Below are 17527 nucleotides of genomic sequence, written 5' to 3'. Positions count from 1 at the left end.
TCAGTTCAGGTTATGCCCACTTAAGGTAACATTCCTTCACGGAACTTTTAAGTTTTGTTATTTGATATCTGTAATTTATCACGTCTTGCAAAATATGTCAACGCTTTCTTTTTAGAAAAGTTAATTTTTTATTCCCTACTTAAATGCCATTCCAATCCATCTTTCAAATTTTATACTTCTCTTTGCTTAATCTCTTTTTTATTGTGTCCTTGACATAGTGCCGGTTTAGATGTGCCTCTTCTTTTCCTACACTTTCGATAATTTTTTCACGGCGTTATGCATCAAGCTTTTAAACTTATTTGATTATGAAGTGTTTTTCTAACAGCTCCTAATCCCTGTATGAATTGTTTAAAAAACAGCTCTACTTTGTCTCCTAACCCTATTGCATATAAATTGCTACCAAATATTCGCTCATTTGATAGAATTGGCTGTAAGTAATTTCCTACTGAGCCAGGGCTGCCAAACTTTATTTTTTTTATTTGCTTTTGTAATTCCTCTAACAAAGGGTCAGGACTTAACGACATTTCCTTACCACCATCATTAATCCCCATCAAATATCGACACCAGGCAGCAATCGTTAGTGGGATAAAGTGTAAATCCTCAACATCCAAATCATCTCTTTTTACATATAATTTAATTGTTTCTCCAAAACGAATAGCTAGTTTTTGAGAGGTGTCAGCTGCTATTCTCTGCGGTGTATCTGGATTGTTTGGGTTGGGGAAACGTACTTCTATTACTTCCTTTATAAACTGCATTGGATGAATAATTCCGGGATCAGTTACGACTTTCATCCCCTCTTCATAGCCTATTTTCTCTACTAAACTTTTAAGATCGTTGTCTTTCATTTCATCCGCAATGGAAGTATATCCTAGTAAACAGCCAAATATAGCCAATGCTGTATGAAGAGGATTCAAACACGTACATACCTTCATTCTTTCAATTTGATCCACTGTATCTCTATTTGTAAAGAATACACCTACTTCTTCTAATGATGGTCTTCCATTTGGAAAACAATCCTCCATAACCAAATATTCACTTTCTTCGGTATTCACAAATGGAGCAATAGTGGGAGCATTTTCTCTTATCTTAATCAATTCTGTACTTCCATAACCAAGGTCAGATAACTTTTCTTTTACTGCAACAGAAGGAAGTGGCGTAATCTTATCTATCATGGTCCATGGGAAGGCAATTTTTGTTTGATCTGTTAGATATTCAATAAATCCTTTGTCCACAACCCCTCTTTTTTGCCAATAAGCAGCAACCGTGAGAATAGCATCTTTCAGCTTATCTCCATTATGGGAGAAATTATCTGTGCTAACTAATGCTAAAGGTATCTTTCCAGCCTTATATCGCTCATTCAACAGCGAAGTTAACATAACCATCGTATGTTTTGGTTGATAAAGTCCTTGTTCTAATTCTTTTATTATAGTTGGTTGAAGATTTCCTTTTATATCTCTTAATTCATACCCTTTTTCTGTAATCGATAAAGTAATGAATTGTAAGGATGAAGTTGTAAATATCTCTATCAGACGCTGCCACGAATAATTATTACTATAGGCAGCTATACTTTCCGCCACACTTGCAATGACTTCCATATCTAGCGTACCGTTACTTTTCATTACTACATTTAGACTTAAGTTATCATATGGATGGTAAATTTTTTCGATTAATCCATCATCCATGGTAGATACAACGATTATTCCTTTTTTCGTTTTTTGTTTTTCAATTAAATGCTGCTGTAATACCGAATGAAAAGCTCTAAATAAATTCCCACCCCCTATATGTAACCAAATAGGCTCTTTCTTTGTCTCTTCCCATATTCCTCTATAATCATAATTAGGTGTTTTTATTCCTATTCTTGAAAAACTATCTTTCTTGGATTGAATAGCCTCTTTATCTAGTAATAACAACATTCTTCGCCTTCTTTATTTTTATTTGCATCGATTCAGTAATCCATTTTTAACTGAAAATCAAAATAACGCTGAGCATTATAATAAGATATATCTTGAACAATTTGCCCGAGCCATTCTATATCATTTGGGTACTCTCCATTTTCCACCCAATTCCCTATTAGATTACATAGAATTCTTCTAAAATAATCATGACGGCTATAAGATAAAAAACTGCGTGAATCTGTCAACATTCCAATAAATCTCGATAATAGCCCTTGGTTCCCAAGTGTTTTCATTTGTGCTACCATACCTTCGATATGATCATTAAACCACCAGCCAGATCCGAATTGTACTTTGGATGGAATTCCACCTTCTTGGAAATTCCCAGCCATCGTTGCTAAAACTTCATTAGCATTCGGATTTAATCCATACAGAATGGTCTTAGGGAGGTTGTCATCTCGATCCAGCTCATCTAATAATTTCGCTAATGGAATAGCAATAGGACTGTCTTGCATCGAATCACAGCCTATATTTGCACCAATTGATTGAAATAAACGAGAGTTCGCACTTCTTAATGCTCCGATATGATATTGCATCACCCATCCTCTTTGGCTATATGCTTTACCAAGGCTAACAAGTAAACTAGTCAAAAACTGATTATTTTCTTTTTGAGTAATAGCCTCACCAGTCAACGCTTTTTTTACAATCATATTTAACTCTTCCATTGTTGCTGGTTCATATACAACCATTTCTAAACTATGGTCAGACAATTTGCAGCCAATCCCATGAAAATACTCTATCCTATGATCTATTGCCTCCATCAAAGTGCTATAACTCGTTATTTCCACTCCTGTAAGATTGCTTAGTTTTCCAACATATTCTGCCCAATAATTGCTTTGAATTGCCATTAGGTGATCTGGACGAAATGCTGGTAAAACAGTTGGCGAAAAAGTTTTGTCTTCCTGTAATAACTTATGAAAAACTAAATCATCAATCGGATCATCTGTAGTACCAATAAGAGCTACATTTGACCTTTCAATTAAGCTTCTTGCTGAAAAATCTGGACTCTGTATTTTGCGATTACAAATTTCCCATATTTCCTTTGCTGACGTTTTTTTTAGAATTGCTTCCACTCCAAAATATTGTTTTAACTCTAACTGCGTCCAATGATAAAGTGGATTTCCAATTAACCTTTCTACGGTCTCAGCCCATTTCTCAAACTTACTGTAATCATCTGCATCTCCAGTTATATAGAATTCATCTATGCCATTAGCACGCATGGCACGCCATTTATAATGGTCCCCTTCTAGCCACAGCTCTGTAATATTTTCATATCTTCGATTCTCATAAATTTCCTTTGGCTCTAAATGACAATGATAGTCATAGATTGGCATTGTCGCCGCATAGTTATGAAATAAATTTTTCGCTGTTTCTGTCTCAAGTAAAAAATCTTTATTCATAAAAGGCTTCACTTTGTTATCCTCCTCTTAATTCATCTTCACTTGTGTAAAAGCTTTATCTGTCTTTCCACCCCAAAGCTTTTCATAGGAATAACCTGTTAAAGATTCGACCACTTTCTTCGTTTTTGGATCTACATCCTTTTTTAAACCGTTGTTCTTTAAACGTTCAATTTCCTCTACAAGAACACCATGCGTTTCTTTATTTAATTTAAAGGTGAATGCTGTAATTAATGAAATAAAAAGCAGAAGACCTACCCCAATAATCATGATAGACATTATAGTATGAACAGCACTCTGTGGCTGCGTTGCCGAGCCTTGTACAAATCCCCCTGCCTCTAAGATGGCTCCAACTAAAAAGGTGGCAAGCGCTACAGAAGACTTTCTAAAGAACGTCATTACAGAAGCAAAAATTCCTTCTCTTCTTTTCCTCGTAATCATTTCATCTACATCTGGAATAAATGGAAAGAAATTCCAAGGAATGAATTCCAGCATACTTCTTCCAATTTGATAAAAGAAGGAAATAACCCCTAACACTAGGATTAAATTACTAGGATGATATAAATAAACCGCCCCATATCCTAATAAACATAAAATCATGGTAGAATACGATATTTTAAATAAATTTGCTGGTCCAATTTTAATCATTAAAAATCCATAAAGAATAGCTCCAGGGAGCCCAATAATACTAAATGAAAGTAGATTCGCTGCTACAGTGGAAGTACTATTTAAAGCGTATACACAAAAGAATACAAATACTGCGTTAAAAGCATCTTTCGCTGTCATCGAACAAATATAAATTAATAAATGTTTACGAAAGCTTTTCACCCTGAAAGTGGAAGCAAAATCCACAAACGTTTGTATCACTACCTTTAAACCATTTTTTCGTTCTTTCTTCTGGCTCATCAGTATCTGTAATTCTTCAGGCGAAACTTCTCGTTCCCATGTAGAACGGAAAGAAATATACACACATATAGCAAAAACAACTGCAAAAAAAGCACCATTAATGAAGAAAGCAAGGGAATTATCTTGTCCTAAAATACTAAAGAGCTGTCCAGGTATAAATGTTGCTAAAAAGGTTCCAAGTCCTGAGATAAACATTCTAGCAGTTGATAATTTCGTTCGTTTATTAAAGTCAGTTGTCATTTCAGAAGGGAGTGTTTCCCATGGAATTAAAACCATCGCTGCAATAATTTCAAATGCTAAATAAGTAAGGAGATAATATAAATAATTCATTCCCGAAGTCCAGAGTAATACATATACAAGCATAAGTGGTGAACCAATCAATAAGAAAAATCTTCGCCGTCCAAATTTTCTTCCTAACTTAAATTTTAAAAAGTTATCTGAAAAGCTTCCCATAAATAAACTGACGACTGCATCTACTATACGAGCAATCGCAATAATAGAAGCACCTTGAACTGGAGTCAAACCAGCATAACTTGTATAAAAGAACAAAAGCCATGCGCCTATAATGGTAAAAGCCCCTCCGCCCATCATGTCTGTTAGGCCGTATCCAATACTCCTTGCAAGCGTAACGTCTTTTTGTTTTTTTCCCATTTCTAACGCCTCCTATTTTTATTATCAATACGAACATAGGTAAAACGTTTTCATTTATCTGAAAGCATAATAGGAAAAAAGAAAGTATCAGGAACCTCTCCTTTTCCTATTATCTTTTCTTTATATTTTTTGCATTTTCTCTTTTGTTAAAATTTTGTTTGTATCCCAAGCTCCTAATAAGTACATTACCCCTAACGCGCGATCATATAACCCATATCCCGGCCTGCATACTTCATCCCAAATATGTCTCCCATGATCTGGTCGAACATACCCACAGAAACCGTTTTCATATAATCCATTAACAATTTCAGTAATAGGTACAGATCCATCCTCCACATGATGAGAAGTTTCTATAAAACTACCATCTTCAAAACGTTTAACATTTCTAATATGGGCAAAAGGGATTCTCTTAGTGAATGTTTTCACAATATCAACTAAGTCATTACTTGAATTTGCTCCAAGTGAGCCGGAGCAAAAAGTTAAACAGTTAGCTGGACTGTCTACACTAGTTAAAATCCGTTCGATATCTTCTCTGTTTTTGACAATCCGCGGCAACCCAAAGATAGAAAAAGGCGGATCATCCGGATGAATAGCCATTTTAATTCCATATTGCTCTGCAACAGGAGTAATTTCTTCTAGAAAATACACCAAATTATCGAACAAATCCACTTCTGATACATCTTTATATAAAGTAAATAAATGCTGTAAATCTTTTAGTCTCTCTGGTTCCCATCCAGGCAGCGTTAACTCTTTTGTATTTTCTTCCATGTTTTTTACTACTTGCTCAGGTGTAAGAGAAATGACTTTTGTAGCATCAAAATACAATGCCGTACTGCCATCTTCTGTTTCTTTAAATAAATCTGTACGCAGCCAATCAAAGACAGGCATAAAGTTATAACATACTACTTTTACGCCAAATTGACTAAGATTCTTTAATGTTTGTTTATATGCATCAATATATTGCTGTCTGGAATTTAATCCTAGTTTTATATCTTCGTGAATATTAACGCTTTCAACAACATCTGTATGAAAGCCATACTCCTTTGCCTGATTTACTACTTCCGCAATACGCTCCACTGGCCAAACTTCTCCAACTGGTACATCATGCAGAGCCCACACTAGCCCTTTAACCCCTGGAATTTGGCGTATTTGTTTTAAAGTGATGGTGTCATTCCCTTCTCCATACCATCGAAACGTCATTTGCATATTTTGTTTTCCTCCTTTGTCGCACCATCATACTTTTTCCATTAGTATTGCTGCGGATAAAAATATTCAGGAAACTCTTGTAATAAAACACCTTTTTCAGAAAGCATTAATCTCATATGATCAGACATTAATTGTTCTGCTTTTGTCCGATTTCCTTCTAAGATTGCTTCATAAATTTCTTTATGATGACTAATTAATATTTCCCAGTCTAAATCCTTTATGTCTTTTAATCTTAATAAGCGAAATCTATTCAAATGGCCAGCCATATCTTGAATCATTTTCCAAGTTCGCTCTTTGCCACAGCAAATAAAAAGTTCCTTATGAAAACTTTCATCCAAATCGAAGAATTTTACTTTTTCCTGTTTTCCTACTTCATTGCTTGCCAGCATTTCCTGCATCTTTAAGTTCATTTCTAACTTCAGGGAAATTTCATCAGTTATATTCTCACAACATAGACCAACGATATTTGTCTCAATTATCTCACGAACAAAGCGCGCTTCTTCGGCAAGGCTAAGGTTAATTAGAGAGACAAATGTACCACTCTGCGGAACAATCGTTAATAACTCTTCTTGCGCTAATCTTATAAATGCTTCTCTAATAGGTGTTCTACTGACTTGCAATTCATCTGACATGATTTTTTCACTGATCTTTGTACCAGGTATAAGCTTTAATTTTAAAATTTCATCTTTCAATTGGTTATAAGCAAATACTTTCGCACTATTATTTGACATGAGGGACCCTCTTCTCCTTTTTATATTTTTTTAGTATATAAAAAGGAGGGGGAAATGTCATTCCTTTTCATTAATTTCAATAATCGCCTCCTCCAAAACATATTAATATACTAATATGGTAGTTATGAGTACATTATAACTTCATTTCTTTTGGAATACAATTCAAAAATAGTACTAAAATGTGACAATTGCATTAACAACTTTTGCAATTTATTTACACTTTTATTAGAATTAATGAATTATTATGGGAATACTTAATAATTATTGATGCTTTTAAGGAGGAATGAAATGCTAATACAGAAGAGGAGAGCGTGAAACCAATACGATGAAAAAAGTAAAAAGAAGTATTTATAAAAATTCCTTTATTTATATTGAAAAAGAAGAAGCGTGGTTAAAGGAAAGTATAATCTTTAGACATAAGGATACTTCTTTCTGATTAAATTTTGTGTGGTAACTTAATTTCATCAGAAGTTGTCCTTATTTTTATTGTAAAAATAATCAAAACCGATGAAATTTTACTTGTCGTAAAATTTCACCGGTTTTTCCATCTTAGAGATGTTTTTGTCCCAGTCTCGTATACACATCACGTACCTAAAGGTTTCCGGAAAAAAGAAGGTATTTCCTGTTACGAAGACTAAATTCACGTTTAATATGGTTCAAACTTAGATATAGTTTCTGACGCAATATTAGTACCTATTTCCATACACTCTTGCAAACTCCTATCATTGTAAATTCCTGAAATAAAGCCAGATATATAGGAATCTCCTGCACCGACAGTATTAACAATGTGAGAAGTCTTTGCTTTTTCATAAGTAAACGAATTGCCATCATAAGCTAAACTGCCATCTTCCCCTAACATCGCTATTACAACACCATTCTTTGTTTTTGATTGAGTGATTTTCAGAAATTCTTTGATTCTTTCATCCTTCTTTTCATATGAAAAGAAGGAATAATTCATGTACGGGAGAATTTTATCATTTAATTCATCATCTAACCTCTTTGAAAAATCATGAATCCAAATCTTATTTTGATCATAAATTGAATCTAAATATCTATAAATCTTTGAACGCTTTTCTGAGTAGATAATACTAGAATTCTCTATAATTTTAGAGATAGATCCAGGTAGTTTAAAATCAGCTAATACGTTTTCATAGAAAGACTCGTGAAATCTATCATTATTGATAAGTTTCATCTTTGCCATAGCAGTTGGCTCATCTTTGTTGTATGAATTGCTAATATCGACGCCGTTCTCTTGTAAGGTCTTTTTTATGAATTCACCAAATATATCATTACTAAAAACAGTTATTAAAGAAACATCTATACCTTGTTTCTTTAAGTTGATCGCAAAGTCAACAGCATTTCCTGTAGCGTAAAAAGTTTTCTCTTTTAAATAAATATCTACACAGTTATCACCTATTGCCAATACCTTTTCCTGTTTCTTCATTTTATTCACCCAATAATTGAATAAAATATTTTCTATTTTTTATTCCATCAAATTCTGCGAAATAGATGTCCTGAGCATGACCTAGAACCAGCTTTCGATTTTTTATTGGTAATACACAATTATTGCCCACAATCATCTGTTTTAAATGCCCCGGTGAATTTCCACTCGTCGTGCCATAAGACATTAAAAAATGTGCGTGAGTATAAGGAGAATCTACTGGGACTATAGTATCCAAAAAGTCAAGGATATCCGTTTCTACGCATTCCAAACTTTCATTTATTGTAATTCCGCAAGTCGTATGAGAGCAAATAATAAACACAACACCATTTTCAATCGAACTATTAGAGACTGCTTTTTTTACTTCTTCGGTGATTTTGATTAATTGTGTTTCCATATCAGAACAAAGATGTTTAATCAGTAGCTCTGTTTTCATCAATATCCCCCTTTTCCCCCAAGAATCGCATAGCATTTTTATAAAGAACCTTTGAGCGAGTTTTTTCAGACATATATACTTTCTCTAGGCCGCGCAAAATTCTAATGGGTCTAAATCTAGGAGTATTAGAGCCAAACATTACTTTATCCGGAAAGTTATGATCTAACCAGTATTTCCCCATGTCTCTTGTGAACACCTGTTCAAAGAACAGCTCAGGACTATCCATGTAAAGCATTGATGTATCAGTGTAAACATTAGGGTATTTTACGAGTAGTATCGCTGTTTCTTTTACAAATGGCCACCCAAAATGAGCTAAGCACATTCTTAACTTGGGGTACTTAATTGCAATTCTTTCAAATCTAAAAGGATGAGCAAACTCGGATATCGAATTTTTATCCCAGGAAAAACCCGCGTGAAACATGATAGGCTTATCATATTGCAAACATTTTTCATATATGGGGTAATAATCTGGATGATCAGGTGAAAATTGTTGTTTCGCTGGGTTAAGTTTTAAACCACTCAAACCAAGTGTGCCAAAAGCATGCTCCAATACTTCTAGAGCATCAGCTCTATTCGGATCAACACTTGCAAAACCGATAAATCTTTCTGGTCTTAAATAAACCAGCTTCTTAATTTCATCATTAGAAATAAGGGTATCACCTGTTGTTGTCGTTGTGTCTAAAGGAAGTAATATTGTTTTACTGATTTTCGCAAGATCATTTTGCTTATCTATGACAGTGAGATCTGATGGACTCATCAAGCCTAGACCCATTTCCTTCATTCTAAAATTCAGACGTTCTTCACTCTCACTAATAGGGCTATACAGGGAAGGATGGGCGTGTACGTCAATTATAGTCATTGCTTTGCCTCATTGTTATTATCTTCTAGCCATTTTATCGTCTTAATTAAGGCTTTCTCGGGTTCTAAGAAGTACCTTCGATCAAGAAACTCAAGACCAAGGCACCCCTGATAACTTGTTGATGCTATTTTCTCCAGTGCATGTTGCATATTTAAGCTTCCATCGCCTGGCACTAAATGTCCACCAGGATTACCATCTACAAAATGGACGTGATGCAGATTGTCACCTAATGTATCAATGAAGCTGTCAATCGATTCCTCACCTGTTGAAGCGACTACATCGATATCTATAAGTCCCTTTAATGCATGACTCCCCACCTCTTCAATCATTTTTACAATATGTGAAGAAGTATTAAATACATGTGTTGAATACTTTGTAAATGCTTCAAGAACTAAAGTGACTCCTTCGTTTTCCGCCGCTTTAGAAATAGCTTCTAAAGATTGTCTACACCATTCCCATTGCTGAATAATAGGTATATCAAGATATGCAATACCTGTTGTTACTAACACTTTTTTACAATCTAATACTGTAGCTGCTTCAATATGTCTCTTAAAAAAATCAATACTATTCTGTCTGTATTGTTTATCGGGGTGACTTATGCTAATTGGATAGACAGCTTGTTCTGGAGTTAAACAATCCACTTTCAGATTCCTATAATCAATTTTTTTCTTCAGCTCCTTAATGTCGTTCAAAGTAAAATAATCAAGATGAAAATGAGGACCTGAAGCCCATAATTCAATATATTTAAAACCTAACTCACTTACAGAATCCAAAAAATAATCAATCGTGTATCTCTTAAAGTGATAATTACCAGGTGCTATTCTATCTATCTTCATAAATACACTCCCTTTATAGAATAATACTTCCTAAAATTGTGGCTACAATTACTGATATTATAGTGTTTATTAATCCAGGAACCATAAAGCTGTGGTTAAGGACATACTTACCAATCTTTGTAGTACCCGCTGTATCAAAGGATATTGCTGCTAACGTTTGAGCTGAAACAGGTAGAAAATAGTTCGCGTTAACCGCCATCCATGCACCTATTATTATTGCTGGAGGTAGATTTAATCCTATGGCAATAGGAATCATGATGAGCGTTGTCGCTCCTTGGCTTGTTATCAAGGCAGCTACTGCGAATACAACAACTGCAAATAGCCATGGATATCTGTTGACAATTTGAGCTACATTCTCTTCGACAAATTCCTGATGTGCTAATATAAAAGTATTACTCATCCAAGCTAAACCAAAAGCACAAACTATAGCTAAAGCACCTGCTTTAAAGATAGAGCCACTTAAGATTTCTTCAATTTTCGGCTTACATACTATTATTATTAGAGCTGCACAGGTCAACATGATAATCTCAATAGTATATGGCATTGATAATGGAGTAACTTTTCCCTCAATTACCCAAGAAGGTCGTAAACCTGTAAATAATCCCAAAACAATAACAGAAACCACAGCAAGTAAGAAAATTAAAACAGACCATTTTTGAGAATTCGCTATATCCTTAATTTCTTTCCTCTCAAACTTCTTGATAAAACCTTCTTCCAACCGTCTTATATATTCAGGATCTTGGTGAAGTTCTTTGCCCTTTTTTATTGTTAAAACAGAACTTGCTATTACTCCAATAAGAGTTGCTGGAATCGTTATCATTAATAATTTTGAAAAAGATACATCAATAGTTGCCATAAAACCAATCATGGCTGCCGTTGCTGCTGACATAGGTGAACATGTTATGGCTTGTTGAGATGAAATGATACTATTAGAAATTGGTCGTTCTGGTCTAATACGGTTATCTATTGATAATTCATTCATTACTGGCAGTAAACTATATACAACGTGACCTGTTCCAGATAAGAAAGTGAATATCCAAGCCACTATTGGTGCTATTATAGTAATATTGCTCGGGGATTTTCTCAGTATCTTTTCAGCTATGATCACTAGATAATCCAACCCTTTGGAGGACTGTAAGGCCGAAGCGGCTAAGACGACCCCCAATATAATGAGCATAACATCGATTGGCGGACTAGCAGGTTGCATACCGAATACAAAGACAAATATCCCCACGCCAACTCCACCCAACAATCCCATAAAGACATTACCTACTCTAGAGCCAAAATAAATCAGTACAATTATTAGTATCAATTGTATCCAAAACATCGGAATCCCTCCCGCCTCATTGTAAGCACTTTCATTTATTGCTAAGCAAGTAAGAATTTTAAACTCTTACTTGCTTACCATATCCGAATGCACCTTCGATTTTGCAAATTTCAGCTGCAAACTTTGAACCCTTTTTCATTGCATTCTGTATTACTTCAAAGGTTAGATCGTCATCTTTAAACCTAAATGAACCATTTGATTGATCTAACAATTCAATGAGGAAGGCGGTTAAATAAGCATCTCCTGCTCCCATAGTATCAACAACGTCTTCATCTATAATTGCTGGTTGATATATAAAATCACCTTTATATAACGCGTATGAACCATTCTCCCCCACAGTGCCGACTATAAGATCGGCTCCAAGCTCTTCAGCCTTTTTCATTTCCCTTTCTCTTTCAGAACTTGTTAAATGACTGCAAGAGAGGAAGGCTATATCTATATAGGGGCATACTTCCTTCAAATATTCGTCATTCCATCGGACAGAAAAATCAAAGGATATTGGAATATCTAGAGATTTTAAAGTCTTCAGTTCTGATTCAATATAGCTATTTAGGCTTGTATGAATTAGGGAAAATTCACTTATATAAGAAATCATCTGATTAGTAAGTTCCCATTTTTTTTCTTTGGCGACACCGCCTTTATTAGAGCCTAAAAACACTCTTTCATTCTTATCTAGTTTTACCTTCGCATACCCATTCTCACCACTATAAGTTTTAGAGTAAGAATAATCTATTTGAAGTTCATCCAAAACAGCTTTAATATATTCAGCAACATCATCGTCGCCAAATTTCCCAATGTAAGCAGATTTAATATTATTCATTTTGGCATATACACTGAAATTCAGAGCATTTCCTCCCGGGTACATCTTTCCTTCCAAGACATATTTATCGACTACATTATCCCCTATACCAATAACTTTATATTTTCGCATATGGGGCCTCTCTTAATATTCTACTTTCCACATATATCTTCTTGTTGAAAGCGGATGCTCTCGAACTGTTGCTAGTGCCTCATTATAAACAGGATACACATTATTAAATAATAAGTGGTTAAAGTAATCAATTACATCAGCATCAATAGTAGATAATCCTAACTCTTTAGCATCCAATACTTCAATACGTCTCGCATATTTCTTTAAGAACGTAAGTGCACGCTCATCAAGAGCCCGTGTACTTCCTTCGGAAACCTGGATGACAAACGGAATTTCAGCATCTGCAATTTCAAAAGGTCCATGGAAGAACTCTCCTGTATGAATTGTAGATGAATTAATCCACTGCATCTCCATAAAGATACAAATACTTTGTAAATAAGCAGCTCCATAACTTGCTCCACTTGCCAAAGTATATATAACATTGTCATCTTTATGCTCATCAGCAAATCTTTTTGCACGCTTTTCAACATGTTTGCGTGCATTTTTTACGATAAGATCAATCTTTTGACGACCATCCATAAATTTTTCGTAATATGGGTAACCTTCCACTTGATTCAGAAGTTCGACAGCTGTCAGTAAAGCTTGCATTGTTTTTTCTTCAGCTATATCTTTGTCTGGACCAAAAGTATAATCAACAATATAGTCTGCTTCTTTTGTTATAGGTGAATCAGATATCCAAGTTAGGGCAATAACTGGTACTCCTTTTTCCTTTCCAATTGCAGCTGCTTTAACAGTCTCAGGTGTATTCCCTTTATGCGATGCAACTACAAGAACAGAGTTTTTTCCAAATGCTTTTGGAAGGTTGTGTACAAACTCATTACTAGAATATAGCCCCACTTTAATTTCCTTGGACTCTTTCTCTAAAAATGCTTTAGCTGGGTAAAAAGCAGCGTAAGATCCTCCGCATGCAACGTAATAAACTTCCTTAACACCCCCATCTTCCTTTTTATCACTAATAATCTTTCTGATAATCTCTTTAATATTCATTATGACTCCTCCTATCCTAATTTGTATCACTTTGTATATTTCAATTATAATACAAAGCAATACAAATTGCAACAGCGCTTTCATATTTATTTTCACTCTCTTATTTGTTATAATTTAAAAAACAAAACGAGCTAATGAGGGATTATAATTATGGATATTAATGAATCAATACCAAAATATGAGCAGTTGAGAATGAAAATACTGAATGATATTGAGAGAGGCATTTTGAAGAAGGGAGATAAAATTCCCACTGAAAATGAATTAAGTAAAAATAATCAAATTAGCCGGGTAACTGTAAGAAAAGCTCTAGACTCCCTAACAGAAGAAGGTTATCTGATCAGAATTCCAGGTAAAGGAACTTTTATAACTGAAAACAAGCTATTAAAAGACATTGGTAATACAATAGGATTTAGCGAAAATACTAGAATGCAAGGAAAAAAACCTGGTGCGAGGGTAATTGAAAATAAAATAATTGACTTAGAAGAAGAAGAGCAAAACGTATTCGGTACTCTTGGTAATACAAAACAAATTAGTATTGTCAGAGTTAGAACTGCTGATGACATCCCTGTTTCAGTTGAATATTCTCGATTTCCAATGGACTTCGATTATCTACTAACTGAAGACTTAAATAACACCTCACTTTATGACATCATAAAAGAGAAGAGTAACATTAAATTTGGTAACTCTAGAAAGGCAATTCAGATTGTAAGTGCCTCTTTTGAAGAAGCCATGTATCTGAACGTAAAGGAAGGCCATCCTGTCTTATGTATAGAAAGTTTGGTAAAAGATATTAAAGGTAGCACAATTCATTCCTCAAAACAAATTATGCTCGGTGACAAATTTACATTAATTGTTTAAAAAGGGCTTCCAAGACGATTATCCTTGTAAGCCCTTTTCCCAATTAATGTATAAGAAAAAATAATGCCACTGTTGATAATACATAAATTAACAATAACACGCCTATCTTTAGTAATTCACTAAGTTCATTTTTTTCACATGCATTTTTAAAGTCCATAATAACACTCCCTTATTCACTAATATTTTTTTTGATAAAGCTCCTTTTTGATGGAGAGGCTTCAAACTAGATACTATAGCTAAAATTCATCCTTGGCTACAAACAAATAATAACAGGTACATACCCTTTTGGGTCATTATATACACCCATCAAGTCAGATATAATAACTTGGCAAAAGGGTACGTATCACAGAATTTATTACCTAGATGAACCAACAACTGATCTAACTACTTTCTTTTTCTATGCGACTGCTAAGCTACATGAAGAAGTGGGCTGCATAGCGAATTTCCTAAACGACAGTGATTATAATTTACAAAATATTACGAATTTGACTGATCTACCAGCTAAAACATCCTGCTGCATAGACGCTGCTTCACTAATTACTCTTTATAAATTCTTCACTGCTTTCTCCATTTCCGTTTCACCAGAGACTAAATCAAATGATTTATTAAACACATTTTTTTCTTTTATAGAAGCCATTATTGTCGCTGCTACATCTTCTCTTGGGATCACTCCTCTTTCCAGATTCTCAGCAGCTGCAACCAAACCAGTACCAGCTTCATTTGTTAATCCGCCCGGACGAATAATGGTATAGGTTAATCCACTCTCCATAAGAATGCGATCAGCATAGTGTTTTGCTACATAATATGGCTTAATTTGTTCATTCCAGTTTTCTCGATGATGCGCCTGCAACGCACTAACCATTACAAACCGTTCTACCCCTGCATTCTTTGTTGCCTCCATCATTTTCACAGCACCATCAAGATCAATCAATAATGTTTTATCATATCCCGTTTTCCCACCTGAACCTGCTGTGAATACGACGGCATCACAACCTTTCACTGCAGACTCTAGCTGTTCCACCGTTTCTTCCAAATTACCTAAAGCAGTTTCTATTCCGACTTTGTCAAAAGCTTTCTGCTGTTCTGACGTTCTTACCAATGCTCTAACAGAAAACTCATTACTTTCGTGTAATAATGTCACAAGCTGTTTACCTATTTGCCCGTTTGCTCCAACCACTAATACTTTCACAGCACTGACTCCTTTCTAATCCATTTTCTACTATTATTTCATCCAATTGTTTCTTTTTCAAATAGCGTGCTTTCTAAGGGATAGGAAAAAGGCTTCCACTTAAGTGAAAACCCATTAAATTTAATACCATTTTAGTCTAAATATCTCTTTATCTCTTTTATTACTTCTTTCATCTCATTTACAAGGCGATTTCGTTGGCGGACAAATAATGTGCTTAGAAAAAGAAATTCTTCTGGAGACGTATTGCTCCAATAAACCGATTTCACCTTCGCTAAGCCAGGATATGGCTGAAAAGGGTCTGTATTATCATAATCATACTTACTAGAAGAAGAGAATTTAAGTCTATTCAATATCCCACCAACTGTTTTTAAAAGTTGATTATAGGAATCAACATCAGTGACTTCTTTTTCTAAAAGCTTTTCAACCATAGTTGTGACCTTTTCAAAAATAGAATGAATCATTGTAAAGTCAAAAGCCTCATCCGAATCTGCATCCAGTTCGTTAATAATCGCTTTGCTTTTACTCAAAAAGCGAATAAGGTTAACCGGTAAAAGAGAAATATTCGCTAAATAATCCACTAGCTCTATATGCATTCCAGTATCTCTCACCAATAGATTACTATCCACTTTATCTATTAAATCCTCTTCTGTATGCCACCACCAGTTTCCTCCTGGTGTTTGATAGCTTTTTTTCTGATGTGGCGGTTCGTATTTAAGCATTAAATGAATTGGGATATTCGTCCCCCAAAAAGATTGATCGGCTCCTCTAGGTAAATACTCTATCCTAGACGGCTCTCTATCTGTGTATTTACGAATGATGTTTATTAATAACTCGTGATTTTCCATCGCAGTTGATCTAGGTACTACTTCAACATTTTCTTTTGTTCCAGGAAAATCAATATTAATATGTGCTACACAGTTCTCATTAATTTCCTCCCAAAATTGATCACAATACCAAGCAGATCCTGCATATCTTCCATTCGAATGTCCTGCCCACCATGCTAGTTTAATGGTTCTTCTACTATTTTTTTTAGAAAATATCCTGGCCATTTCCAGCATAAGCGCATTTGCAGTTGCGTTATCTGTTGCTCCCTTATGCCAAGAATCATAATGACCAGAAATCAGAATATAATCCTCTGATTCACCTCGAAGAGTAGCAACCGGCAAACTCGTCTTTTTAAGCGCATTTTCTAATTTTGTTTTCACGACCGCTTCCAAAGAACCATTCTCTTTTATCCAATCAAGTAGGGTAACTCCATCCTCATAATTTATCCCAACCACCGGAATTTTTGGAAGTTGATCAATATTTTCCGATGTAGGTGTTCCCCAGATAGTTCCTACTGTTTCTTCATGGATAGCAATTTCCTTCGACGGCCATATATGAATGAGTCCAATTGCACCAGCGCGCTCTATTTTTTTTACATAATCTTCATAATAATTCCAGCTGATTATTATTTTATCTTTCATTTTTTCATAACGATCAGCTGGTCCGTTTATTCCTCTTAGTGTTTCACTATAACGATCATATAAAAGGTTACCCTTTATCCCTTTTGGAAAGTGACCGCCAAACGATCTTGCTTTCGCTATAATCACTTTTTTCTTCGCTCCACCCACATATACTTCTCCATGAATAGGATTACTAAAATACCCAACAAACTGATAACGATTATACGACACTTCATATTGCTTTAGAGTTTCTATTATATAATCTGCGGCTCTCTCCGCCTCTTCTTCTCCAGTTAACCTTTCATACTTAGTAAGTACTTGAATGTGATCATACAAAAGATCTTTATCAATTAAATCTATATACTGGCTTGTCAC

General features: G+C 34.8%; 15 protein-coding genes. 1 reads left to right on the top strand and 14 read right to left on the bottom strand.

Features of this window, described 5'->3' with window-relative positions; all coding sequences use genetic code 11:
- Positions 1-281: 281 nt before the first annotated feature.
- From NX902_RS02695 to NX902_RS02640, 12 genes are all read right to left on the bottom strand, one after another.
- Entirely contained in the window at positions 282-1913 is a 1632-nt protein-coding gene (locus tag NX902_RS02695; RefSeq protein ID WP_164463754.1) for a mannitol dehydrogenase family protein, read from the bottom strand.
- Between the two features lie 32 nt (positions 1914-1945).
- Positions 1946-3364 (bottom strand): glucuronate isomerase, encoded by a 1419-nt coding sequence (gene uxaC, locus NX902_RS02690; protein WP_163187713.1) that lies wholly within the window; start codon positions 3362-3364, stop codon positions 1946-1948.
- Positions 3365-3379: 15 nt separating this feature from the next.
- Positions 3380-4906, bottom strand: a complete 1527-nt coding sequence (locus NX902_RS02685; protein WP_341160534.1) for an MFS transporter — start codon at positions 4904-4906, stop codon at positions 3380-3382.
- Positions 4907-5026: 120 nt separating this feature from the next.
- Complete coding sequence (gene uxuA / locus NX902_RS02680; protein ID WP_163187709.1) at positions 5027-6112, bottom strand: mannonate dehydratase; 1086 nt, start codon at positions 6110-6112, stop codon at positions 5027-5029.
- A 41-nt stretch (positions 6113-6153) separates the two neighbouring features.
- A complete protein-coding gene (locus tag NX902_RS02675) occupies positions 6154-6843 on the bottom strand; it encodes a GntR family transcriptional regulator (RefSeq protein ID WP_123258827.1) in 690 nt (229 codons plus the stop codon).
- A 646-nt stretch (positions 6844-7489) separates the two neighbouring features.
- Complete coding sequence (locus NX902_RS02670; protein WP_095333029.1) at positions 7490-8287, bottom strand: PfkB family carbohydrate kinase; 798 nt, start codon at positions 8285-8287, stop codon at positions 7490-7492.
- Between the two features lies 1 nt (position 8288).
- The gene (locus NX902_RS02665; RefSeq protein WP_095333027.1) at positions 8289-8720 is read right to left on the bottom strand and encodes a secondary thiamine-phosphate synthase enzyme YjbQ; all 432 of its coding nucleotides are present in this window, start codon (positions 8718-8720) and stop codon (positions 8289-8291) included.
- Positions 8698-9579: an amidohydrolase family protein gene (locus tag NX902_RS02660; RefSeq protein WP_095333025.1), complete on the bottom strand. Its 882-nt coding sequence runs from the start codon at positions 9577-9579 to the stop codon at positions 8698-8700. The genes NX902_RS02665 and NX902_RS02660 overlap by 23 nt, the downstream gene beginning before the upstream one ends.
- Positions 9576-10415 (bottom strand): sugar phosphate isomerase/epimerase family protein, encoded by an 840-nt coding sequence (locus NX902_RS02655; RefSeq protein ID WP_095333023.1) that lies wholly within the window; start codon positions 10413-10415, stop codon positions 9576-9578. Before NX902_RS02655 ends, NX902_RS02660 begins: the two co-directional genes overlap by 4 nt.
- 13 nt (positions 10416-10428) lie before the next feature.
- The gene (locus tag NX902_RS02650; RefSeq protein ID WP_095333021.1) at positions 10429-11742 is read right to left on the bottom strand and encodes an anaerobic C4-dicarboxylate transporter family protein; all 1314 of its coding nucleotides are present in this window, start codon (positions 11740-11742) and stop codon (positions 10429-10431) included.
- 58 nt (positions 11743-11800) lie between these two features.
- Positions 11801-12673 carry a fructoselysine 6-kinase gene (locus tag NX902_RS02645; RefSeq protein ID WP_123258826.1) on the bottom strand — a complete coding sequence of 291 codons (873 nt, stop codon included), beginning with the start codon at positions 12671-12673 and terminating at the stop codon, positions 11801-11803.
- A gap of 12 nt (positions 12674-12685) precedes the next feature.
- Positions 12686-13660, bottom strand: coding sequence for an SIS domain-containing protein (locus NX902_RS02640; protein ID WP_095333017.1), 975 nt, complete (start codon positions 13658-13660; stop codon positions 12686-12688).
- 150 nt (positions 13661-13810) lie between these two features.
- Here NX902_RS02640 and NX902_RS02635 point away from each other — a divergent pair, with 150 nt between their 5' ends.
- Positions 13811-14518, top strand: a complete 708-nt coding sequence (locus tag NX902_RS02635; RefSeq protein WP_217279800.1) for a GntR family transcriptional regulator — start codon at positions 13811-13813, stop codon at positions 14516-14518.
- Between the two features lie 544 nt (positions 14519-15062).
- Here the strand turns inward: NX902_RS02635 and NX902_RS02630 are convergent.
- Together NX902_RS02630 and NX902_RS02625 are read right to left on the bottom strand one after the other, a co-directional pair.
- Positions 15063-15707 carry an SDR family oxidoreductase gene (locus NX902_RS02630; protein ID WP_095333013.1) on the bottom strand — a complete coding sequence of 215 codons (645 nt, stop codon included), beginning with the start codon at positions 15705-15707 and terminating at the stop codon, positions 15063-15065.
- Positions 15708-15838: 131 nt separating this feature from the next.
- A complete protein-coding gene (locus NX902_RS02625) occupies positions 15839-17527 on the bottom strand; it encodes a M28 family peptidase (RefSeq protein WP_163187707.1) in 1689 nt (562 codons plus the stop codon).

Source organism: Niallia sp. FSL W8-0954 (genome assembly GCF_038005605.1).
GTDB lineage: Bacteria > Bacillota > Bacilli > Bacillales > Cytobacillaceae > Niallia > Niallia circulans_A.
The sequence above is the reverse complement of the archived record's forward strand: the minus strand, read 5'-3'. Positions and strand labels throughout refer to the sequence as shown.